This window comes from Thiocapsa imhoffii, from assembly GCF_016583985.1.
Lineage (GTDB): Bacteria > Pseudomonadota > Gammaproteobacteria > Chromatiales > Chromatiaceae > Thiocapsa > Thiocapsa imhoffii.
In genome coordinates, this window is sequence record NZ_NRSD01000006.1 from 25169 (window position 1) to 47478 (window position 22310).

Annotated in this window: 18 protein-coding genes and 2 tRNA genes; 8 read left to right on the plus strand and 12 right to left on the minus strand. The window is 64.0% G+C overall.

What is annotated here, in order from left to right; all coding sequences use genetic code 11:
• Window positions 1-59: 59 nt before the first annotated feature.
• The 5 genes from rpoD to CKO25_RS07755 all read right to left on the minus strand — a co-directional run bounded on the left by rpoD (window position 60) and on the right by CKO25_RS07755 (window position 4829).
• Window positions 60-1922, minus strand: coding sequence for an RNA polymerase sigma factor RpoD (gene rpoD / locus CKO25_RS07735; protein WP_200387359.1), 1863 nt, complete (start codon window positions 1920-1922; stop codon window positions 60-62).
• Between the two features lie 81 nt (window positions 1923-2003).
• Window positions 2004-3770: a DNA primase gene (gene dnaG, locus CKO25_RS07740; protein ID WP_200387360.1), complete on the minus strand. Its 1767-nt coding sequence runs from the start codon at window positions 3768-3770 to the stop codon at window positions 2004-2006.
• Between the two features lie 18 nt (window positions 3771-3788).
• Window positions 3789-4232: a GatB/YqeY domain-containing protein gene (locus CKO25_RS07745; protein WP_200387361.1), complete on the minus strand. Its 444-nt coding sequence runs from the start codon at window positions 4230-4232 to the stop codon at window positions 3789-3791.
• Window positions 4233-4391: 159 nt separating this feature from the next.
• On the minus strand, window positions 4392-4607 hold the full coding sequence (rpsU, locus tag CKO25_RS07750) for a 30S ribosomal protein S21 (protein WP_200387362.1): 216 nt from the start codon (window positions 4605-4607) through the stop codon (window positions 4392-4394).
• A 134-nt stretch (window positions 4608-4741) separates the two neighbouring features.
• Window positions 4742-4829: transfer RNA gene (locus CKO25_RS07755), tRNA-Ser, on the minus strand.
• Window positions 4830-5106: 277 nt separating this feature from the next.
• Between CKO25_RS07755 and CKO25_RS07760 the strand changes: the two genes are divergently transcribed.
• Together CKO25_RS07760 and CKO25_RS07765 are read left to right on the plus strand one after the other, a co-directional pair.
• Window positions 5107-5775 carry a Bax inhibitor-1/YccA family protein gene (locus CKO25_RS07760; protein WP_200387363.1) on the plus strand — a complete coding sequence of 223 codons (669 nt, stop codon included), beginning with the start codon at window positions 5107-5109 and terminating at the stop codon, window positions 5773-5775.
• 69 nt (window positions 5776-5844) lie between these two features.
• Window positions 5845-6030, plus strand: a complete 186-nt coding sequence (locus tag CKO25_RS07765) for a hypothetical protein (protein WP_200387364.1) — start codon at window positions 5845-5847, stop codon at window positions 6028-6030.
• Between the two features lie 56 nt (window positions 6031-6086).
• On the opposite strand, the gene CKO25_RS07770 is transcribed toward CKO25_RS07765, so the two are convergent.
• Both CKO25_RS07770 and CKO25_RS07775 read right to left on the minus strand, forming a co-directional pair.
• A complete protein-coding gene (locus CKO25_RS07770) occupies window positions 6087-6440 on the minus strand; it encodes a DUF4870 family protein (protein WP_338115087.1) in 354 nt (117 codons plus the stop codon).
• An 82-nt stretch (window positions 6441-6522) separates the two neighbouring features.
• Window positions 6523-6858 (minus strand): hypothetical protein, encoded by a 336-nt coding sequence (locus tag CKO25_RS07775; protein WP_200387366.1) that lies wholly within the window; start codon window positions 6856-6858, stop codon window positions 6523-6525.
• Window positions 6859-6977: 119 nt separating this feature from the next.
• Between CKO25_RS07775 and CKO25_RS07780 the strand changes: the two genes are divergently transcribed.
• From CKO25_RS07780 to CKO25_RS07790, 3 genes are all read left to right on the plus strand, one after another.
• Window positions 6978-7850: a dicarboxylate/amino acid:cation symporter gene (locus CKO25_RS07780; RefSeq protein WP_200387367.1), complete on the plus strand. Its 873-nt coding sequence runs from the start codon at window positions 6978-6980 to the stop codon at window positions 7848-7850.
• Window positions 7786-8727, plus strand: a complete 942-nt coding sequence (locus CKO25_RS07785) for a dicarboxylate/amino acid:cation symporter (protein ID WP_338115088.1) — start codon at window positions 7786-7788, stop codon at window positions 8725-8727. The genes CKO25_RS07780 and CKO25_RS07785 overlap by 65 nt, the downstream gene beginning before the upstream one ends.
• Before the next feature lie 142 nt (window positions 8728-8869).
• The gene (locus CKO25_RS07790) at window positions 8870-12595 is read left to right on the plus strand and encodes a sulfite exporter TauE/SafE family protein (protein ID WP_200387368.1); all 3726 of its coding nucleotides are present in this window, start codon (window positions 8870-8872) and stop codon (window positions 12593-12595) included.
• Between the two features lie 78 nt (window positions 12596-12673).
• Here the strand turns inward: CKO25_RS07790 and CKO25_RS07795 are convergent, their stop codons facing one another.
• Window positions 12674-14230: a GTPase family protein gene (locus CKO25_RS07795; protein WP_200387369.1), complete on the minus strand. Its 1557-nt coding sequence runs from the start codon at window positions 14228-14230 to the stop codon at window positions 12674-12676.
• The gene (locus CKO25_RS07800; protein WP_200387370.1) at window positions 14227-15450 is read right to left on the minus strand and encodes a YcjF family protein; all 1224 of its coding nucleotides are present in this window, start codon (window positions 15448-15450) and stop codon (window positions 14227-14229) included. The genes CKO25_RS07795 and CKO25_RS07800 overlap by 4 nt, the downstream gene beginning before the upstream one ends.
• 146 nt (window positions 15451-15596) lie before the next feature.
• On the opposite strand from CKO25_RS07800, the gene CKO25_RS07805 reads away from it, so the two are divergent.
• Entirely contained in the window at window positions 15597-16625 is a 1029-nt protein-coding gene (locus tag CKO25_RS07805) for a serine hydrolase (protein WP_242467492.1), read from the plus strand.
• Window positions 16626-16700: 75 nt separating this feature from the next.
• On the opposite strand, the gene CKO25_RS07810 is transcribed toward CKO25_RS07805, so the two are convergent.
• Window positions 16701-17681, minus strand: a complete 981-nt coding sequence (locus CKO25_RS07810) for a SphA family protein (protein ID WP_200387371.1) — start codon at window positions 17679-17681, stop codon at window positions 16701-16703.
• A 294-nt stretch (window positions 17682-17975) separates the two neighbouring features.
• Here CKO25_RS07810 and tsaA point away from each other — a divergent pair, with 294 nt between their 5' ends.
• The gene (tsaA, locus tag CKO25_RS07815; RefSeq protein ID WP_200387509.1) at window positions 17976-18695 is read left to right on the plus strand and encodes a tRNA (N6-threonylcarbamoyladenosine(37)-N6)-methyltransferase TrmO; all 720 of its coding nucleotides are present in this window, start codon (window positions 17976-17978) and stop codon (window positions 18693-18695) included.
• Between the two features lie 62 nt (window positions 18696-18757).
• Here the strand turns inward: tsaA and rlmB are convergent, their stop codons facing one another.
• Entirely contained in the window at window positions 18758-19519 is a 762-nt protein-coding gene (gene rlmB / locus CKO25_RS07820) for a 23S rRNA (guanosine(2251)-2'-O)-methyltransferase RlmB (protein WP_200387372.1), read from the minus strand.
• A 98-nt stretch (window positions 19520-19617) separates the two neighbouring features.
• On the minus strand, window positions 19618-21972 hold the full coding sequence (gene rnr / locus CKO25_RS07825; protein WP_200387373.1) for a ribonuclease R: 2355 nt from the start codon (window positions 21970-21972) through the stop codon (window positions 19618-19620).
• Window positions 21973-22089: 117 nt separating this feature from the next.
• Between rnr and CKO25_RS07830 the strand changes: the two genes are divergently transcribed.
• Window positions 22090-22176 (plus strand) — tRNA-Leu (locus tag CKO25_RS07830).
• Window positions 22177-22310: the final 134 nt, after the last annotated feature.

Here is a 22310-nt window from a genome sequence, read left to right on the forward strand (position 1 = left end):
TTGCTCGACTGAGCTTGGACGGCCCGGACCAGTGGGTGGTCCGGACGCTGGTGGTGCCATCAATCGGGCTCGAGGAAGCTACGCAGTCGCTCCGAGCGGGTGGGATGGCGCAATTTGCGCAGGGCCTTGGCCTCGATCTGGCGGATGCGTTCGCGGGTGACGTCGAACTGTTTACCGACTTCCTCGAGGGTGTGGTCGGTGTTCATGTCGATGCCGAAGCGCATGCGCAGAACCTTCGCCTCGCGCGAGGTGAGGCTGGCGAGCATGTTTTGGGTGGCCTCGCGCAGTCCCTCGGCGGTGGCGGAGTCGATCGGTGAGACGACGCCAGAGTCTTCGATGAAGTCACCGAGATGGGAATCTTCGTCATCGCCGATCGGGGTCTCCATCGAGATGGGTTCCTTGGCGATCTTGAGCACCTTGCGGATCTTGTCCTCGGGCATGTCCATGCGCGCGGCGAGTTCCTCAGGGGTAGCCTCGCGCCCCATCTCCTGCACCATCTGTCGCGAGATGCGGTTGAGCTTATTGATGGTCTCGATCATGTGCACCGGAATGCGAATGGTGCGGGCCTGGTCGGCAATCGAGCGGGTGATCGCCTGACGAATCCACCAGGTGGCGTAGGTCGAGAATTTGTAACCACGGCGATATTCGAATTTATCGACCGCCTTCATCAGACCGATGTTGCCTTCCTGGATAAGATCGAGGAACTGCAGACCACGGTTAGTGTATTTCTTGGCGATCGAGATGACGAGTCGCAGATTCGCCTCGACCATCTCTTTTTTGGCGCGCCGCGCCTTGGCCTCGCCGATCGACATCTTGCGGTTGACATCCTTGATCTCGCTGATGGTGAGGATGTTCTCGCGCTCGAGTTCTTGCAGCTTGCGTTGTGAGCGGCGGATGTCGCGCTCGAATTCAACGAGTCGCGCGGCATAGGGCTTGCCGCTGGCGAGCTGTTCGGTGAGCCAGTCGGGATTGGTCTCGTGCGCGGGGAAGGTCTCGATGAAGACCTTACGTGGCATGCCGCATTGCTCGACGCAGATCGCCATGATGACGCGCTCTTGGGCGCGGATGCGCTCGATGGTCTGGCGCAGCAACTCGGCGAGTTCTTGGAAGACGGCGGCGACCAACTTGAACTGCAGGAAGATCTCGGAGACCTCCGCCATGGCCGCGCGCGCGCGTGGGTCGTCGCGACCGTGCTGTTCGAGGGCATCACGCAGTACGGCGTAGCGCTCGCGCAGGAGTTGCGCACGCCGCGCCGCGTCTTCGGGGTCTGGCCCGGTGTCGACGACGGTGGTGCTCTCATCCTCGTCGTCGTCGTCACTGGTGTCCTCATCCTCCGCCGCCGCCTTGGTCTTCTCCTTGTCTTTATCCTTGTCGTGCACATGCGGAGCGGGCGTGGGAATGGGCTCGTCGTCCCCGTCGTTGAAGCCGGAGATGACGTCGGTCAGACGCGTCTCCTCACGGTCGACGCGATCGAAGATCTCGATGAGTTTTTCGATCGAACGTGGATAGACCGATAAGGCGGAGAGCACCTGGTTGAGTCCGTCTTCGATCCGCTTCGCGATCACGAGCTCGCCCTCGCGGGTGAGCAACTCGACGGTGCCCATCTCGCGCATGTACATGCGCACGGGGTCGGTGGTGCGACCGAATTCGCTGTCGACGGAGGCCAGCGCGGCGGCGGCGGCCTCGGCGGCCTCGTCATCCGAAACGGCGTTGTCACTCAGGGTCTGATCGATCACGTCCGGGGCGGACTCGTGGACCATGATGCCCATATCGTTGATCATGCGAACGATATCTTCGATCTGATCCGTTTCCACGATCCCTGGCGGAAGGTGGTCGTTGACCTCGCTGTAGGTCAGGTAACCTTGCTCCTTGCCCTTGGCGATCAGTTGCTTCAGCTGTGACTGTTGCTGTTCTTGATCCATGGGGTACCCTGGTTGAAACGACGGTAAGGACGGGAGGCGGAAAACTGCGCAGTATGTCACAACAAAAGAGGTGGCTTCAACTCATCTTCGTCGGGTGCGAGCCGCGGCGGCCTGTTGCTCGACCTGCGCTCGGACATCCTCACTCCACGCGGCCGGGCTGGTCTCGTTCATTGGACGACTGCGTTCGTCCTTCACGATGTCTTCGCTGAGACGTGTCAGCGCGCCGATGAATTCGGCGGCGATGCCCTCTTGAGGGATATCTCGCAGCACGGGGTCGATACTCAAGCGTTGTAGATGGCCGAAATGGGCGTTTTCACGAAAGCGCTCCAACAGTGTGGCCTTGTTCATATTGGGGTTGTCCGCAAGCGTTTCGAGCAACTCGACCAGGATCGCAATCCCGGGATTCGATGCCCGCCGCCAATCACCAGGCGCTTGTTCTGCTTGGGGTGCGAGGGACGGGTTATCAAGGAGTAAGGCGATCGCCATGGCGATGCGGCTGGGGCGGCGGGGCTGCGGCAGACGTCCGCGGCCCCGGGCGCGGACCGGTGGTCGGGCCGGCGCGCCGGATGATGGGGGACCGCTGCCGAGACGTTTGAGACCGGTCAGTTCCGCGAGGCGGGCATTGAGCATGTCACGATAGACGCCCGGGGGCACCGGCTCGATCAGGGGTTGAGCGAGGGTCGCGAGACGCGCCCGCCCTTCGATGCTGGTCAGATCGACCTGCGCGCACAGATGCTCGAAGAAATAGTCCGAGAGCGGCTGGGCGCGCCGCATCCGCTCTTGGAAGGCCGCGGCACCCTCGACCCGCACCAGGGTGTCGGGATCCTCCCCCTCGGGCAGGAAGAGAAAGCGATAGGACTGGCGTCCGGTCGCGACCCCCAGGGTGGTCTGCAACGCCTTCCAGGCCGCGTCGCGCCCGGCCCGGTCGCCGTCGAAACAGAAGACGATCTCGGGCGCGCTGCGTGCGAGCAACTGGAGATGCTCGGTGGTGGTGGCGGTACCCAGGGTCGCGACCACGTTGGTGAGACCGTATTGGGCAAGCGCGATGGTATCCAGATAGCCCTCGACGACCAACATGGAGTCGGGCCGCCGATTGGCCTGTTGCGCCTCGTAGAGGCCATAGAGTTCGCGCCCTTTGTGAAAGATGGGCGACTCGGGTGAGTTGAGGTACTTGGGTTTTCCCTCGCCGAGCAGGCGCCCGCCAAAGCCGATGACACGCCCACGGCGGTCGCGAATCGGAAAGATGATGCGGTCGCGAAACCGATCGTGTCGTCGTCCGTCCTGATCGACGATGAGACCAGAGGCCAGCAGCTGCTCGCGGGCCAGCAGGTTGCCGGCGAAGTGCGCGATCAGGGTCTGGCCCCCAGCCGGCGCGAAGCCGATACCGAAGTGCGCGGCAATGGCGCCGGAGAGTCCACGGGCCTTGAGATATTCGACGGCGCGCCGCGCGCTCGGATGCTGCCGCAGTTGGTCGCGATAGAGGTCGCGGACCTGCTCGTGCAGGTCGTAGAGCGGCTGCAAGTCCGGGCCTGGAGCGGAAGACGCACCGGCGACGGGCACCTCGAGGCCTGCGCGCTGGGCAAGTTCTTCGATCGCCTCGCGAAAGCTGAGCCGGTCGTGTTCGAGCAGGAAGCCGATGGCAGTGCCGTGCGCGCCACAACCGAAGCAATGGTAGAACTGCTTCTCGGGGCTGACGGTGAAGGATGGGGTCTTTTCGTCGTGGAAGGGACAGCGGGCCTGGTAGTCCTTACCGGCCTTCTTCAGCGCAACACGGGTGCCGATGACATCGACGATATCGGTGCGCGCGAGCAGCGCATCGATGAACTCCGTTGGAATGCGGCCGGACATCGTCCGGGATGACCGAGATCAGCCCCCGAGTCGCTGCTTCACCCGCGCGCTGACCGCGCCGATGTCGGCACGCCCCTGTAATTGGGGTTTCAACACCGCCATCACCTTGCCCATGTCGCGCATCTCAGCAGCCCCGGAGGCGGTGATCGCAGCGGTAATGCTGGCGTCGATCTCCTCATCCGTTAGCGCCTGCGGCAGATAGGACTGAATGACCTCGAGTTCGAATTGCTCGACCGCGGCGAGATCGTCGCGCCCGGCGCCGGCATATTGGGTGATCGAGTCGCGGCGCTGCTTGACCATCTTGTCGAGCACGGCCAGCACCTGGGCGTCATCCAGTTCGATTCGCTCATCGACCTCGCGCTGCTTAACGGCCGCGAGCACCAGCCGGATGACTCCCAACTTGGCCTTGTCGCCCGCCTTCATGGCGGTCTTCATGTCGGTCTGCAGTTGCTGTTTTAACATCGATCAGGCCCCCATTCGTTCGGCACGCGACCTCTCCGCGATCAGACGGACATGGACGCACGGGAGACTACAAGCACCCGGGGCACCCACATTGGCTCTCAGGTGCGCCTGGGGACGCGGGCGATGTGCCCGCTCGGACCTGGAGCCTAGTGGCGCCGACTAGTAAGGGCGCTCCCAACGGCGGGCTTCACGCTGGAGTTTTTTCTGGTGACGCTTGACCGCGGCGGCTTTCTTGCGCTTCCGTTCGGCGGTGGGCTTTTCGTAGAATTCGCGGCGACGAACCTCGGCGAGGACGCCTGCCTTCTCGCAGGACCGTTTGAAACGTCGCATCGCGACTTCGAAAGGCTCGTTCTCTTTTACGCGCACGCTGGGCATGGATAATCCTTAAAAGGTTGGCTCCGGACGGAATTTGGGATAGCGTCGATCAAGCCCCGGGATTTTAACGGAAGTCCCGAGCGGATTGCAAAGTATTGCGGAAGGCTGTTTAGAAGGCATCCGCCAGTGTCAAATGGCGGAGAGGGAGGGATTCGAACCCCCGGACCCTTGCGAGTCAACGGTTTTCAAGACCGCCGCTTTCGACCGCTCAGCCACCTCTCCAAATCGGCCTTCGGCCTCTAGGGAATGCTGATCCTGCCGGATCGATCCCCTGAGTCGTCGTCACGATTGACGACACGTACCCCCGCCCTCACCTTGCTGTGAGTGTCCAGGGGCCTTCAGCCGCGCACTATCTTACCCGATCTCGCGGCCAGGTCGATACGCTGAATGCTTGCATGACAGGCGCCATCGGGTATCCTTTCGGAACTTGAATCCGGTCGCCGGGTCACACCTGGCAACTTCCTTCGCTGACTCAGTCATTAACGGAGTGACCACAACCATGGCCAACACTGAATTTACCGTCGCCCGGAGTCCACAGGCGATCATTTCGGCCAACAAGGTGCTGAAAAACACCTACTTGTTGCTTGCCGCGACACTGGGTTTCAGTGCCTTCACGGCGATGATCTCGATCGCGCTGGCGGTCCCGAGCTGGATGTACCTGGTCTCCGTCATCGCCGCGATGGTGATGGGCATCTTCCTGCTGCCACGCACCGCCAACTCCTCGGCCGGAATTGGTGTGATCTTCCTCATCACGGGCTTGCTCGGCTTCGGTCTGGGCTCGATCCTCTCGATGTACTTGGCGCTGCCGAATGGCCCGCAAACCGTCGGCCTGGCTTTCGGTGGCACCGCGGCGATCTTCCTCGGCCTGTCCGGCTACGCCTTGACCAGCAAGCGCGACTTCAGCTTCATGGGCGGCTTCATCTTCGCCGGCATGATGGTCGTGATCCTGGCGATCGTGGCGAATCTGTTCCTGCAGATGCCGGCACTCTCGCTGGCGATCTCCTCGGCCATCATCCTGCTGATGAGCGGCTTCATCCTGTTCGACACCAGCCGGATCGCGCGCGGTGAGGAAACCAACTACATCATGGCGACCTACGGGATCTATCTCGCCATCTTCAACATCTTCATCAGTCTGCTGCAGCTCCTCGGCATCCTGGGCGACGACTGACACACCCGTGATCCGCTGACGACACACCCCGGCTGAATGCCGGGGTTTTTTTGTTCGGAGATTGTATCAATGGAACTCGCGCTGAAAATTGCCGCGGCCGCGGTGTTGATCCTGATGCTCTTCTATCTCTGGCCAGCTTACAAAAATTGGCAGGAGAACGGGCCAAAGGCCGAGAAGGGTGATTGGCAAGCGGCGCTCCTGCCGCTGGGCGCGGTGGTGGCCTTAGTGGTGTTGCTGATCATGGCGGTGCGCTGACCCCTCGGCCGGGCTGACACCGACGCGGATCCAGGACCGAGCCGGTCCGAAACAACTCACTCGGCATACATGGGACGTTGATCGGCGAGGTTGAGCCAGCCTTTGACCACGCGATAGATGGACCAACAATAGACGCCGGCCAGGATGACAAAGCCGATCAGCAGCACGCTGGTGAGCAGTCCGAGCACGCCCCACAGGAGTTGATACCAGAAGGTTCGAATCTGCCAGACGAAGTGGCTCTCGAGCCAGGTGCCGCGGGCGTCCGCGAGTCGCAGGTAATTGATGATGATGCCCGCAATGCCGGTAAAGCCGACAAGGAAGGACAGGGCCTGGAGGGCATAGACCAGGGTCGTCACGCCCTTGATCGTGTCGAGCGGGTCTGGCGGCCTGGGCGGATCGGACCGAGACACGGCGGTTGTCGCGGATGCCGGAGTTGGGTCCGGCCGCGCTGCGTGGGGCTCGGCGTTCATCGTCGATTGTGCGGCATGGTGGTCACCAGGGACGGTACTCCAGTCCGGGAATGGCCTCGCGATCAAAGACCGCGGGCAGTTCACGCAACAGTTGATCGACCTCGTCGTGGTCCATCACCCGCGCGTATGATGCCTTCGCGGCATCGATCGGCAACTCCACCCAGTAGCGCTCGCCGCCGCGTTCGCGGAAAATCTGTAAGGTATTGTCCGCAGGATCGATGATCCCTAGATAGTCGTCGTCGTGCTGTAACCGTGGCAGCAATTGCTCGCGGATTTCGCGTTGACTGACTTCGATCGCGCGTGCCGAGGAGATCGCCTCCCCCGCGCGCTCGAATAAAAAGTAGACCCGATAGTGCATGATCTCGCATCTTGCTGGTTGGATGCTGGCTCCAAGCTGGTCTCGGCACTGACTCCATCAGCAGTTGCCCGGAGCCGCGCCCCACCGCGATGTCGCGGTTGAGTCACGAGGACAGATCGATGGCCATTGCCTTGCCCAAGCTCCACTGGCAGATTTTGATCGCGCTGGGGCTCGCGATTCTGATCGGTCTGCTGATCGATCCCGACACCGCGCTGTTCGGCGTCACCTTCCATAGCATCTTCGCGTTTCTGGGAGAACTCTTTCTCAATGCGTTAAAGATGCTGATTGTACCCTTGATCGTCTCGTCGATCATCGTCGGCATCGCGGGGATCGGCCATTCGAACAGCCTCGGTCGCCTCGGGGGCAAAACCATCGGCTATTACGCCTTAACGAGTCTGTTGGCCATCCTGGCGGGCTTGTTGGTCGTGAACCTGATTCAACCCGGCGTGGTCGAGGGCTCGGCGAAGGAGGTGTTCGGACTCGCGGCCGACCCGCAAGATCTCGAAGCGCGGTTCGCCGACAAGGGCGCAGATGACATCGTCGAGATCTTTCTGCGGATGATCCCGACGAACATCGTCGAGGCGGCCGCGGCCGGTCAGATGCTGGGGCTGATCTTCTTCAGCCTCCTCTATGGCTTCTTCCTCACCCGGCTCCAGGGGGTCTATGCGGAGACGCAGCTGAACTTCTGGAACGGCATGTTCGAGATCATGATGAAGATCACCGAACTGGTGATGAAGTTCGCGCCGATTGGGGTGTTCGCGCTGGTCGCGAAGACGATCACCGAGACGGGGCTCGAGGCGTTCGGCCCCTTGTTGCTCTTCTTCTTCAGCGTGGTGCTCGCACTCGCCATCCATTTCTTCCTGACCCTGCCGCTCTTGCTCTGGCTGGTCGGCCGCGTGAACCCGATGCGTCACTTCGGCGAAGGAGGTGTTCGGACTCGCGGCCGACCCGCAAGATCTCGAAGCGCGGTTCGCCGACAAGGGCGCAGATGACATCGTCGAGATCTTTCTGCGGATGATCCCGACGAACATCGTCGAGGCGGCCGCGGCCGGTCAGATGCTGGGGCTGATCTTCTTCAGCCTCCTCTATGGCTTCTTCCTCACCCGGCTCCAGGGGGTCTATGCGGAGACGCAGCTGAACTTCTGGAACGGCATGTTCGAGATCATGATGAAGATCACCGAACTGGTGATGAAGTTCGCGCCGATTGGGGTGTTCGCGCTGGTCGCGAAGACGATCACCGAGACGGGGCTCGAGGCGTTCGGCCCCTTGTTGCTCTTCTTCTTCAGCGTGGTGCTCGCACTCGCCATCCATTTCTTCCTGACCCTGCCGCTCTTGCTCTGGCTGGTCGGCCGCGTGAACCCGATGCGTCACTATCGCGCCATGGGGGCGGCCTTGATCACGGCCTTCTCGACCGCGTCATCCTCGGCGACCTTGCCGGTGACCATGGAGTGCGTCGAGAAGAACGCCGGCGTCTCCAATCGCACCTCGAGTTTCGTCCTGCCGCTCGGCGCCACCATCAATATGGATGGAACCGCGCTCTATGAGTGTGTAGCGGTCCTCTTCATCGCGCAGGCCTATGGGATCGAACTGAACCTGGCCACCCAGATCCTGGTGGTGGTCCTGGCACTGCTCACCTCGATCGGGGTGGCCGGGATCCCGGCAGCGAGTCTGGTGGCGATCGCCATCATCCTGACCGCGGTCGGGCTGCCGCTGGAAGGGATCGGTCTGATCTTGGCCGTCGACCGTCTGCTCGACATGATGCGCACCTCGGTGAACATCTTCAGTGACTCCTGCGGTGCCGTGATCATTGCTAAGAGCGAGGGCGAACAAGGCATCCTGACCGACGCGCACCGCCGGCCGCGCCTCTAGGAACTGGCACACGGCTCGGCTTGGGGTTGGCGCGGATTTAGGATAGGCTCACCAGGTTAGCGCGGCAGTCCGCGCCTGGTCACCCTGGTGACCTCCGGCGTGCGGTCCCGCCGACCTCATCGATCGATCGACCAAGGACTCCGTGCCAGAACACAGCGCCTCAGCCAGCGCCGAAACCACTGCCAAACGCTTTCGCGCGCGAATCCTGAAACCCGCCGAGGGGGTCTTCCTCTTCCATCCCCGGGCGATGGAGCGGCTGGTCACGGACCAATTTGCCGGGACGACTCCGGACCTCTCGGTGCCGGATCTCGCCTATCACCTGATGCCGGTGGCGGATTTTCTGCGGGGGCTGGAGACGGAGAACCCCGAGGCGCTGGCCGTCATCGAGGGCCTGAATCTTCCCAACCACATCATCCTGCTCCCGATCCCGCCCGAGCAACGACTGGATCGGTTGGGCTTCATGCGTCTGCTGCGCGACTACTGGGCGCGCCGCTTCGAGGCCGAGATCGCGCGCGCCTGGCAGAGTGCCCGCGAGGACAATCACGATGATGAAACGTTCGGGCCCGCCGGGCTGACACACCAGATCGGCAGCCTGGCCTTCGCCGAGGTGCGCGATGTCCTGACCCGTGATGGCGTCGTCCCGCACGGCCTCGATGACGCCTATATCTGCCGTAGCTTCGTGGCGATGACGACACGGCTGCGTTATTTCTCCCCCGGCGCCCGTGCGTTCTTCTTCCCGACCATCCAGGAGTGGCAGCGGCTCGACCGCTGGCTGAGCGAGAGCGGACTGGATCTGCCCAGCGCGCTTGAAGGGGGACGCCTGCCCCGCCTGCTTAAGCACACCCGCCCCGATCAGGGCTGTGGTCAGCCCGAATATCAACCGCTGCTGCCGACTGGCCTGCCCTACGGCGAGTCTGATCCGGACTATCATCGGGTGATTGCCAAGCAACGCCAGGCAGCACTGCTGCGCGTCGACGAGACCGGCGCGCCGGTGCCGGCACGCACGCCGCCGGCGGACTCCGCCGCCGCATCAGCAGCCCCGCAACAGCCGCCTTCCGCCGCACCGGCGATCCCGCACGCTCCGACCGCGCCGCCGCGGGGTGCGCGACCGACAACCCGCCCCGATCCCTCGCCCTGTCCGGTGCCGATGCTCGCCAAGTCCGAGAAGTGCGCGCGCGCGTGCCAGGGTGGGGTGACGCGCTCCTGTCTGGGCAGGTTGCAAGCGGCCTCGCAACTGGGGCGGCGCGATTGGCGTCAGACTTGGCGCGATCACCTCCTGTTCTGGACCGCCCCTCTGCTCGAGGGTCTCCTGGCCGTGATCGCGGTGCTCAGTTGGCGCCGCTTCGGGCGCACGCCGCGCGGCGTCTTGTTGAGTCTGCATCTCACCCTCTTCGCCGATGCGGTGCGCCGAGCCCAGCGCGACCACCTCGCCGATCGCTACGCCAACGCGGTCGCGCAACTTGCCGTGGCGCTGCGTCGCTTCAATGCGATGGGGCACGCCTGTGATGCCAGTCGCGCGATGGTGGTGGCGATCCTCGAGGAGCGCCGAGCCGCGGCCACCGGCCTCCTCGCCGACCTGATCGCCGCGAAGGCAAAGCTCCCCCCGGCGAGCGCGCGCGAGCTCTCGGCCCTGACGGAGCGACTCGGGCTGGATGTGATGCATCCCGGAGCGGCGCTCTCGGCATTGCAGATCCTGGACCATCTCGAGCAGATCCTGCGCGAGAGCCGCACGACCTATTATCGGCTGCGCATCTTTCACTGGATCGCGACCCTTGGCCGGACTCGGTTACGGCAGATCCTTCCCTTCCAGTCCGATCTGAAGGCGTTGCGCGCCTTGGAAAGCGCGACCAATCGGCTCGAGCAAATCCCCTGGTCGATGGCTGAGATCGAGCGCTTCAGCCAACCGCTCAAGCAGCTCTCCACCGGACTCTCGAAACGGCTGAGCGCACAGTTGCGCCCCCATCTGCGCACCGCGCTCGAGGCAGCCGGCTTCAACCCACGCAATCATCGTGAGCGCGTGGCCGCGCACAAGATGCGCGAGGAATTGCTCGACGTCATTCGCCGGCGTCGTCATCTGAAGTTCACCGATGTCCGCGACATCGTCGCCCGCAACATCCTGCGTCTGCCCGACCCCACGCTGGAGGAACTGCGCAAGGGCGATCGGCTCGCGCACTTCGATCGCCTCGCCGAGCAGGCCCTACCCGGCGTCTACAAGCCGGGCGAGATCTATATCAAGGGTTTGCAGCAACTCGGCGCACCCCTGTTCGGAACCCCGCGCGGCCGTCTGGTGCTGCGCCATCTGATCGTCCCGATCGGCCTGGCTTATCTCGGCTTAAAGACGATCGACATCATTGCAGGGCTGGTCACGCCGCCTGAACTGAGTCTGAACCTGGCACCCCTGTGGCTGGTCCTGTTGCTCGCGGCCATGATCAACCTGTTTGCCTACACGCGCGGCGGACGTTGGATCGTCGTGGCCCTCTGGCGGGTGATCTGCTGGACGTTTCGCCTGCTGCTGTTCGACGGGATCCGCCGGCTCTTGCGCTGGCGGCCGATCGCCCGCTTCCTGGCCAACAGCGCGATTCGTGGTCTCGATCGGAATCTGTTCCAGCCGCTCCTGATCGGCCTCGCCCTGGTGCTGCCCTTTCTCGGCATCGGGCTGCTGATCGAGGGCATCGATATCGAACCCGGTCTCTCCTCCCTGGTGGTGGCCTTCGCGGTGGGCACGCTCATCCGCAATACCCCAGCGGGTCGGCGCCTGCTCGACAACGCCGTGAGCAAGACCCTGCAGTTCCTGCGGCGGCTCAATCAAACCCTGGTGATCGGGCTGGTGCAGGAACTGCTGCATTTCTTCAAGGAGGTCACGCGGCGCTTCGCGCAGGGGCTGCACCGTATCGAGGAACTCTTGACCCATCAATTGGGTGAGTCGCACCTGCAACTGGTGGTGAAGGCGCTGTTCGCGCCCTTGTGGAAGCTGTTCGAGGCCGTCATCCAGTTTTATGTCACGGTGCTGGTCGAACCACAGGTCAACCCGATCAAGCACTTCCCCTTGGTGACCATCGCGCACAAATTGATGCTGCCGTTCCTGCCCGCGCTCACGGGGCTCTTCCTGGCACTCACCGATCCGTTTCTGCCCAAGGTGCTCGCCTACCCCATCGTGACCCTGACGATCCTCTTGCTGCCCGGTCTGGCCGGGTTTCTGGTGTGGGAACTGAAAGAGAACTGGAAGATCTACGCGGCCAATCACCATGGATCACGTCCCGGCGCGCCGGCATTGGAGGGAACGCTGGGGCCGGTCGATCGGGACGCCATCGTGAAGACGCCGGTCGAACCGGCGATCATCGGCAGTCACGGCGAAACCATGCGCGGTATGTTGCGACGCGGCTTCCACAGCGGCACCCTGCCGAAGGCGTTCGATCGTTTGCGGCGTGTCCTGCGGGAAGAGATTCGTGACGAGATCCCCTACCCCGCGCGGTTGCGCGACGCGCAGCGCCGCCTCGCCGAGGTCGACCGAGCACTCTGCGTCTTTTGTCATCGCGAATTGAGCTATGCGCTGCGGCTGCGCTGTGCCGAGCCCGGCTGCGGGCTGGTGCACGTCGAAACAGGGCGCCCGCGCCTCTCGGGGAATGCCTTCGATCTGACCCTCTCGCTCTATGCCACCCAGACCCCGGAGCATCACCCGATTGCGCTGCGGATCGAGATCGAGTTGATCGAGCCCGATCTCTGTCTGCGCGTGGCCTTGAGTGGCCCCACGCATCACCTGGGGCAGCATTGCTGGACGTTGATCGGGGCTGATCTGCGGGTCTTCAGCGGACGCGCGGGCACGAAGCTGATCAGTGACGACCTCGATACCCTGTTGGCCGACTCTTGAACCCGCGCCGACCGGCCGGTACAGCGGTTCGCACCGGTGGCTGGAAGCACGGCAGGACGCAACCAGAGCGGCAACGTCTCAGGGATGCCCCTGGCCGCGGCCGCCATCGCGCCGCTGCGGGAGGGCGAGCAGAAAGCGCCCGGCATTGGCGAGTTGACGACGCAGCAGCGACCAGTTCTCCTCACGCTTGCGCGCGTCTTGACAGCGCAGCAGACGGGAGCGCTGGGCCGCGTCCAGGCGGTCGAGCATCGCCGCCCAAAGGACGTCGTCGACATTGTAGACGCGACCGCTGGCGAGACAGACGGGGATGACGCTGGCGATCGGGACCCCGAGATCGACCGCGACGACCGAGACTGCCGCCAGGATGCTCTCGGCCTTCAGGCTTTTGGGATCGGCCAAGTCGTAGGGCGGTCGCCATTCACGCACCGGGCGCAAGCGGTCGATGTGGGTCAGCACGACCAGGATTGGGGGCGCATGGCGCGCCATGCGCTGAGCAAAGACGGTACGCACGTCCTCAAGGATCGCATGATCGGCCTGACGATCGGGCCGATCGGCGGCACTGACCCAGAGGATCATGTCGGCCTCCTCCGCCGCGGCGCGCAGGGCCTGAACCTCCATGCCCTCGTATCCCGGGGTATCGTAGACCAAGGCGATGTCGAGATCGTCGCGTTGCAAGCGATGGGGCGTGAGCATCTTGGTGGTCTCGGGCAGGAGATCGGTTGCGACCCGTAACTGTCCGAATAGGGCATTGATCAGGCTCGACTTCCCGGCGCTTGAGCGGCCCAGTACCAGGATCCGCAGGGGCTCGCCGAGCGGTTCGTCCAAGGCCTCGGCGGTGACGAGATCCTGTTGCGAACGCGCGGTGGGGCGCTGCTCGAGCGGCTCGTCGGTCAACACCAGCCGACCACTGTAGAGATCGATGGCGTAGGCACCCACCTTGCGGATGTATTCACCGAGCAGCCAGCGGTAGAGTTCGTCCTGGGCCAGGGCATACCCCCGGCCACGCAATTGCGCAAGCGCCTCGCTCAGCACCGCATTGATCGGATTGACCACCCAGCGGCCAACCCGATAGACACTCAGCAGTCGGTCCGCGAAGGGCTTCCAACGATAGGCGCGCATCAAGGATCCGACCGTCAGGCGGTGGCTCATGGGCACGTGGTCAGTGATGCTCTGGCGCAGATCACGGCTGGCCCGCTCGACGATCAGCAGCGCGTGTGGAACGGTCAGCTCCAGCAGCGGCTGCTCGACTTCGGGATGATAATAGCGGGCAACCCGCTCGAGCGTCTGCTGCCCGAGGCGACCGAGACTGGTGCCCTGCCCCAGCGGCCATTCCTCGGGGTCGACCTCCTTGGCCATCTGCTCGACCTGGGTCCAGGCACCATCGGCCTGCGGTGGCCAGTTCGGATCCGGTTGGGTCTCGGCCTCCTCGAACCAGGGCCGCTCGGCGCGCTGTAACCAGTATTGCAGGCCATAGCCCGCGGCGCTGAACAGGGCGAGCGTGAGCAGCCAGATTTGAAACCACCCGGCCTGCCAGAGCCACAGGAGACCGGCGGGCAAGAGCGCGCCCACGGGCACCGCCCAGAGCAGCAGGGCGAGCAGGCGCAGACGATCGAAACGACTCAGGATGATCTTCATGGGCGCGGGGGTTTGGTCAGGTCCTTCAACAGCGTCGAACCACGCGTGTAGCCCTCCGCGAAGGCCCGCCGGGTCCCCGCGGCATCCGCGGGCAGACCGCGACGACGCCGGTTGAAGTGGAACCCCGCCGCCTTGCCGAGCGCGTAGGTGGTCGCGCCACTGGCCGTCGCCCCCCACACGGCGCCCGCCGTCTGCCCCCACACCGGGATCAACTTCACCACCGCCCGCCCGGCGCTACGAGCCGCGTAGGCGATGCCAATACCAGTGCCCAACAAGGCCAAGAACTCGGCGATGGCGCGTCGGTCCCAGGCTTGGCCATAGATGGCGGCGAGGCTCTGGAGCATCTTCGCCTGAATGGCCGGGACACCGATCAGATCCACGATGGGCACCGCACCGAGGCCGGCGGCCGCGGCGGCATAGCCGAGGATGTGCGGATGGGCCGAACGGGCATAGGCGTCGCGGACCGCCTCATCGCTGCGCAATCGGGCCTGCAGATGGAGCGCCGAGACCTCGTCGATCGCCTCCCAGAGGGCGTCTAGGCCGTAATCGGTGGGGGTGAAGCCGTCCTCGGGCAAGGTGAGATCGATCGGAATCCAGCGCACGGGAAGCGACCCCGGCAGATCCCCGAGTCGCTCGCGCTGGGCCAGCAGCGCACGTGCGAGGTCGGCGGGCACGAGCCGCGGCCAGTCCTCGCGTCCATAGGGATAGGGGAGCAGGTGCTCGCCATCGGGCGGGTAGCCATCGTGCAATCCGGTCTGCGCGATCACCAGCGGCCATTCGGGATGGCGGCCTCGCAACGTGCGCAAGATCGCGAAGATCTCGTCCTGCCGCACATCGGTCGCCTTCATGACCGCGAGCAACAGGTGGGCCTGTGACTCGCAATAGGTGATGTCCTCACGGGGATCATAGCCGACCTCGCCCAGACCGCGGGTGTCGAGGAAACGCACCAGCGGGGTCGCGAAGGGATAGTCGTAGAGTCGCGTGGTCGCGGTACAAGGCTGAAACCCATTGCCGATCTCGGCCGCCGCGCTGCCGGTCAGGGCACGGATGATGGAGGTCTTCCCGGACTGGGTCTTGCCGATCAGCCAGACCACGGGTTTCGGATGACGTGCGCTGGCCGCGCGCACGGCTGCGTCGAGACGCGCGTCGTCCACCCGCGGATCGAGCAGCGCGGCACGCAACTCGCGCCAACGATTGGACCAGTCATTCACACTGCGCATCCTCTTCTGCCATCCTGTTGCGAAATCCTCTTCTCACTCAGTGCGCGAGCTCGAACTGAGCACCTAGGCTCAGCCCGCGTCAGGACCGCGCCGAGCCCCGACTTGATCGGAGCCCAAGCGAGATTTTTCCACGTCGATCTGGGATCATGCCGCACCATGGCGCGCTCGCCAAGCCCGCCACCACCGCGCCGCGCGCGCACCCCCTGGTCCTGATCACTGAGATCCTCACGCCGATGACTCGAACAGATTCCATCTCGTGCGCCACATTGGCGCGCGAACGCACCCTGTCCGCACCCTTGACATCAGCTGACCCGCTGCCCCGCCCGATGCGGCGCAACAGCGCGGGCGCGGCCGGGCTGCTGCTGTTGGTTGCACTCACCAGTGCCGCGACGGTGACCGCTCAGACCATCTCCGGAGATCCACAGTTGCGTTCCGCCAGCGTCTTGGTCCTCGACGAGCAGGGTCGGCAGGTGTATGCCAAGAACAGCCGCGCCGTCAAACCCATCGCCTCCATCACCAAGCTCATGACCGCAATGGTGGTCCTGGACTCCGGGGCACCGCTCGATGCGCGCATCACCATCGCGGAGGCCGATCGTGACCGTCTGCGCAACAGCCGATCACGCTTGCGCATCGGCGAGGCGACCCTCACGCGGCGCGAACTGCTGATGGTCACGCTGATGTCATCGGACAACCGCGCGGCCGCCGCCCTCGCACGAACCCACCCCGGTGGCACCGACCGGTTCGTCGAGGCGATGAACCGCAAGGCGCAAGCCCTTGGCATGGCGGACACGCGCTTCGCCGATAGCAGTGGGTTGGACAACCGCAACCGCTCCCATGCGGAAGACTTGGTGACCCTGATTCGTGCCGCCGCGCGCTACCCGCTCATTCGCGAGGCCACCGCGCGGGGTGAGCTGACGGTCTATCCTTACGCCGATGGGACCCCCTTGGAGTATCGCAACACCAATTCGCTGGTGCGCAATCCCACCTGGACGGTCGAGCTGAGCAAGACAGGGTTCATCAACGAAGCCGGACACTGTCTGGTGATGCGCACCGAGATCGCGGGTCGCCGGCTCGACGTCGTGTTCCTCGATGCGGTCGGCAAGCTCACGCCCATCGGTGACTCGAATCGACTCAAGAGTTGGTTGAGTGGCACCGAGGTCGTTGCCGGGCGCTGAGACCCGCCCCCAACCGGGGAGCGGGTTCGAGACCCGCTCAAGGGCGCCGCGCAGGGCACATCGGTTAGGGCCGGATCAATGGAAATGGTGCACGAACCGCAGGTTGAACCGATTGCCCTCGGGACGGTTCTCCGCATTGCTCTCCCAGTAGTAGTTGGCGAAGAGATGATTGTGCCGGGAGAAGTGATAGACGAGGCCGGGGCCGAGTCCGAGCACTTGTTCCTCACTGTTCGGGATGCTGCGGCCATTGACCTTGGTTTCGGTGAACTGTTGCAGGAAATAGCCGTTGATGCCCACCCGCAAGCGCTCCGGCAGCACCTCGTAGGCACTCGCGAAGTTGATGTGGTAGGCCTGCCCGGCTTGACTGTTGCTGGCCCCGAGCAAGCGGTAGGGGTCATTATTTTCGGCATTCCAGAGATAGTGCAGACGCCAGGAGGCGGTCCACTTCGGGGTCAGCCAAAGCGTCGCGGCCCAGTAGGGATTGAAGGAAAAGAAGTTGCTGCCCAGGTTGAGAGGATGATCGGAGCTGTAGGAACCGGTCGGCAGAATGAACTGGAGCTCGACTCGCTGGACATATTTGGGTCCGTTCGGCCCCATCACCGGATCCCACTGCAGGTAGGGACCGATCAGGAGGTCACCCCACGGGCTGCTGTTGGTCGAGAGGATGAGGTTGTCACGCGGTTCCGTGTCTAGTTTCCCATAGGGCAACATGAGGTTGATGCCCCATTTGCCACCGAGCAGGAGGGGTTGATCCGATTGATAGAGCAGTTGGGTCAGACCGATGTTCGCATCCACCTTGGCGGTCGCGAAGCCCTGACGCGTCGGGAAGAGTTGGTTGCCGCCACCAGGCCCCTGGATCTGGCCATCGCGGTAGAATTGCAGGTACTGCTGCACATACCATCCGGGACCGGCCGGTGGCCCCCCATCGAGAAAGCTCGTGAACCCCAGGTTCAACGCCGGTAGATTCGAGGCGCGCGCTTCCGGCAAGGACGCCACGCTCAATCCGAGACTCAGTCCGGCCGCCATGGTGCCGGCCCACATGCTAGTGATCTTCATCGTACCCCTGACCTCTTGTGATCGTGCTGACCGCCAAGGGTCGATCCCCCCGGCGCACTCGCAAGCAGACTCCTGCACCGAACCGCGAGCGAGCGGTCTGGACCCCGGCGATCGACGCCCGCGGCAACGGCCGTCACACAGTGGGTGGCGGTTGCGCCCAGTCTGCGTCTGCCCCTCTAAGCATAAGGGAACTCAGCTCCTGGCTCTAGCCGGATCGGAGTCGATTCAGGGCTGAGGGAATCGGAATAACGCATTGAATGATCAATTTTTATCCTGTATCCAGGAGAGTCGATGATGTCCTATCGCTTCGATCCCATCGGATGGGTGCGTTCACCCTATCGGGATAAGTTCGGGATTCCGCGCCAGCCAGGGCTGGTCCCTGCCGCCGAGGGACAGGTGGTGCTCTATCCGGACTATGCCCGCGAGGAGGCCTTCAAGGCACTCGAGGGCTTTTCTCATGTCTGGTTGCTGTTCGTCTTCCATGCCGATTGTCTCGACGCCGGCTGGAACCCCACCGTGCGGCCACCCCGGCTCGGCGGCCGTGCAAGCGTCGGGGTGTTCGCCAGTCGCGCGCCCTATCGTCCAAATCCGATCGGCATCTCCGCGGTCGAGCAGGTGGGGCTGATTCGCGCGGGCAGCGAGTTGGCCCTGGCGGTGCGTGGTCTGGATCTGCTCGACGGCACGCCGGTGCTGGATATCAAGCCCTATGTGCCCTACGCGGATGCCTATCCGGATGCTCGCGGGGGCTTTGCGAGCGCGCCCGAACCACTGGGATGGCCGGTTATCTTCTCAGCCGAGTCACTGGCACAGATCCAGGCGGCGGACCCGACGGGACGGCGGAACCTGCGGGTCCTGATCGAGCAGGTCCTGGCACAGGACCCTCGTCCCGGCTATATGGACCGCTATCCCGAGCGTCGATCCTTCGGGCTGCGCATCGCCGAGTTCGATGTGCGTTGGCGGATCCTGCCGGATGGCATCGAAGTTCAGGCGATGGTGGTGACGGAGGAAGGGTGAAGGGTGAAGGGTGAAGGGTGAAGGGTGAAGGGTGAAAGGTGAAAGGTGAAGGGGAGTTTGGATTAGGGGGCTGGGACGCGGCGTTGGCGCAGTGCTTCGTAGAGGGCGATTCCGGTCGCCACCGAGACATTCAGGCTCTCCACCCGTCCGTGTAGGGGGAGGCGCACGAGATGATCGCAGCGCTCTTGCACGAGCCGACGCAGTCCGCTGCCTTCACTGCCCATGACCAGTCCGAGCGGCCCGGTCAGATCGAGATCATAGAGTTCCGTGGTGGCCGTCGCGGCGGTGCCGACCAGCCAGATGCCGCGCGCCTTCAAGCGATCCATGGTGCGCGCCAGATTGGTGACCTGCAGGTAGGGAAGGGTCGCGGCCGCACCGCTCGCGACCTTGCAAACCGTGGGGGTGAGGCCGACGGCGTTGTCCTTGGGGGCAATCAGGGCCTGGACCCCGGCGCCATCGGCGGTGCGCAGACAGGCACCGAGGTTATGGGGATCCTGGACCCCATCGAGCAAGAGGAGCAATGGGGGCTCGGTGAGCGCGTCAAGGATGCGCTCGAGGTCGTGTTCGGTACCGGCCGCGGGAACGCGCACCCAGATCACGACGCCCTGATGGTTGGCACCCCGGGCAGCCCGCTCCAGTTCATCCCGCTCGACCCCGCGCACCGAGACCCCGCCGCGGTGTGCCAGCTCCGCGAGGTCCGCCAGGCGCTGATCCCGGCGGGCGGGATCCAACCAGAGTTCACCAACCCCGGCGGCCCCGAACTTTAGCGCCGCGCGAGCACTATGAATGCCCGCGATCGGCTGCAGCGTTGCGTCCGTCGCCATCGGCGATTCCGCTGACGGCGCCGGGCTGGCCGTTCGGAATCCCGATGCGCGGCGCGGGCGCGCAGGTCGTTTCGGTGTCCCGGTCACGCCCGCGCCGCTCACGAGGTCGGATTGGTGTCGGCTGGTTTACGCTTACGGCGGTTACGCGAACGTGGCTTCTTGGTGCCGTTCGACGGCGCCGTCGTCGCATCGCGCTCCGCGGTCTTGGTGTCCGTCCGCGCCGCGGCCTTGGGGCCGGATTGGCTCGAACGCCGGCGGGATCCGGCGTTCTCCGCGAGGACGAAATCAATCTTGCGGTCATCCAAGTTCACGGCCGCGACCTGCACGCGCAAACGATCGCCGAGGCGATAGACCATGCCGGTGCGCTCGCCATGAAGGCGATGCCCGATGGGGTCGAAGTGATAGAAGTCATTGTCGAGTGCGGTGATGTGCACCAGGCCATCGACATGAACCTCGTCGAGTTCGACGAAGAGACCGAACGAATTGACGCTGGTGATGGCGCCGTCGAAGATCTCGCCCAGCTTCCCCTGCATGAATTCGCATTTCAGCCAGTCATCGGCATCACGGGTCGCCTCGTCGGCACGCCGCTCGGTGCCCGAACAGTGCTCGCCGATCTGTTGCAGATCGCTCTTGGAGTACTCGAGATCGGCGGCGGTCCCACCGGCCAGGGCGTGCTTGATGACCCGATGCACCACCAGGTCCGGGTAACGGCGGATCGGCGAGGTGAAGTGGGTGTAAGCCTCAAAGGCGAGGCCGAAATGTCCGACATTGTCGGAGCTGTACATCGCCTGCTGCATCGAGCGCAGCAACACCGTTTGGATCAGTTGGCGATCGGGACGGTCACGGACCATCTCGAGCAAGGCGGCATAGTCGCGCGCGGTTGGTTTCTCGCCGCCGGGCAGGCGCAGGCCGAGTTGTCCGAGGAACTCCCGCAGATCCGTGAGTTTTTCGATGCTCGGGACATCGTGGATGCGAAAGAGTGCGGGGAGCCGCCGGCGCTCGAAGAACCGCGCGGCCGCGACATTGGCCGCCAACATGCATTCCTCGATGATGCGGTGTGCATCGTTGCGCACCACCGGCACCACCGCCGCGATGCGACCGAGTTCATTGAAAACGAATTTGCTCTCGACGGTTTCAAAGTCGATGGCACCGCGTTCCGCCCGAGCCTCGCGCAGCGTCTGATAGAGGCCATGGAGCGCATGCAGATGCGGCAGGAGTTCGGCGTGACGCGCGCAGAGTTCGCCGTCACCCTCGACGATCATGGCCGCGACCTCGTCATAGGTTAGACGGGCCTGTGAGCGCATGACGCCTTCGTAGAAGCGGCTGCGGGTGACCTTGCCCTCGGTGCTGACATAGAGCTCGGCCGTCATGCAGAGCCGATCGACCCGCGGATTCAGTGAGCAGAGTCCGTTCGAGAGCACCTCCGGCAACATCGGCACCACCCGGTCGGGAAAATACACGGAGTTGCCGCGCGCATGCGCCTCGCTGTCCAGCGCGGTGCCGGGAACGACATAGCTGGAGACATCGGCGATGCACACCAAAAGCTTCCAGCCCTTCGGCTTGCGCTCGCAATAGACGGCATCGTCGAAATCGCGGGCATCGGCGCCATCGATGGTCACGAGCGGCAGCGCGCGCAGATCGACCCGCCCCGTCTTGGCCTCCTCCGGGACTTCGCTGGCGAGCCCGGCGATCTCGGCCATGACCGTGTCCGGCCACTCGACGGGGATGTCGTGGGCACGCATCGCGATGTCGGTCTCCATCCCGGGGGCGAGATGGTCGCCGAGGACTTCGACGACGCGACCGATCGGGGGCGTGCGCTGGGTCGGATGGTCGGTGATCTCGGCGACGACGATCTGTCCCTGTTCGGCGCCGGCAATACGGTCGCTGGGGATGATGATGTCGTGGGTGAGCCGTTTGTTGTCCGGCATGACGAAGCCGACACCACTTTCCTTGTAGAGGCGACCCACCACCGAGCGGGTCTTACGCTCGAGGATCTCCACCACCGCGCCTTCGAGCCGTCCGCGACGATCGCGTCCGGCAACCCGCACCACCACGCGATCCCCATGGAAGAGTGCGCGCATCTCCTTGGGATAGAGATAGAGGTCGTCACCGCCCTCGTCGGGGCGGACGAAGCCGAAACCATCGGCATGTCCGATGACCCGCCCGGCGATCAGATCACGACGGTTGACCAGACAGAAGGCCTGGTTGCGGTTGAGCACCAACTGACCATCGCGCACCATGGCGCCGAGTCGGCGTTCTAGAGCGATGAGGTCTTGCTCTTCGGTCAGAGCGAGCGCCTGAGCGACTTCAGCGGCGCTGGCTGGGGCACCCAGATTGGTGAGGGTGTCGAGGATGAATTCGCGACTGGGGATGGGGTTGGCGTATTTTTTCGCCTCGCGTTGGCGATGCGGATCCGCTTCTCTGGCGGCTGTGGTCGTTCGGCGTCTTGTCACGTGATCTCGTTCTAGGTCTGAAAAGACTAGTGTAGCCTTGACTCGCTTTGGTTGTCTCACTATTATTCGCGCTCCACCGAGGGTGAGCCATTTCCAGGAGGCTCCATCCGACAGTAGGCCGAGATGGCGGAACTGGTAGACGCGCATGGTTCAGGTCCATGTGGGCGAAAGCTCGTGGAGGTTCGAGTCCTCTTCTCGGCACCAAATTCGATCCAGCAGCCCCGCGCTGCTGGGATCAATGTCCAAAGCTCGCATCCCATCGCCGCGATCCCGTTCCACCGGTTCAAGCATCGGCGATCAAGCCCAACGTCAAGCGTTCGCGGATTACGGCAGGCCTT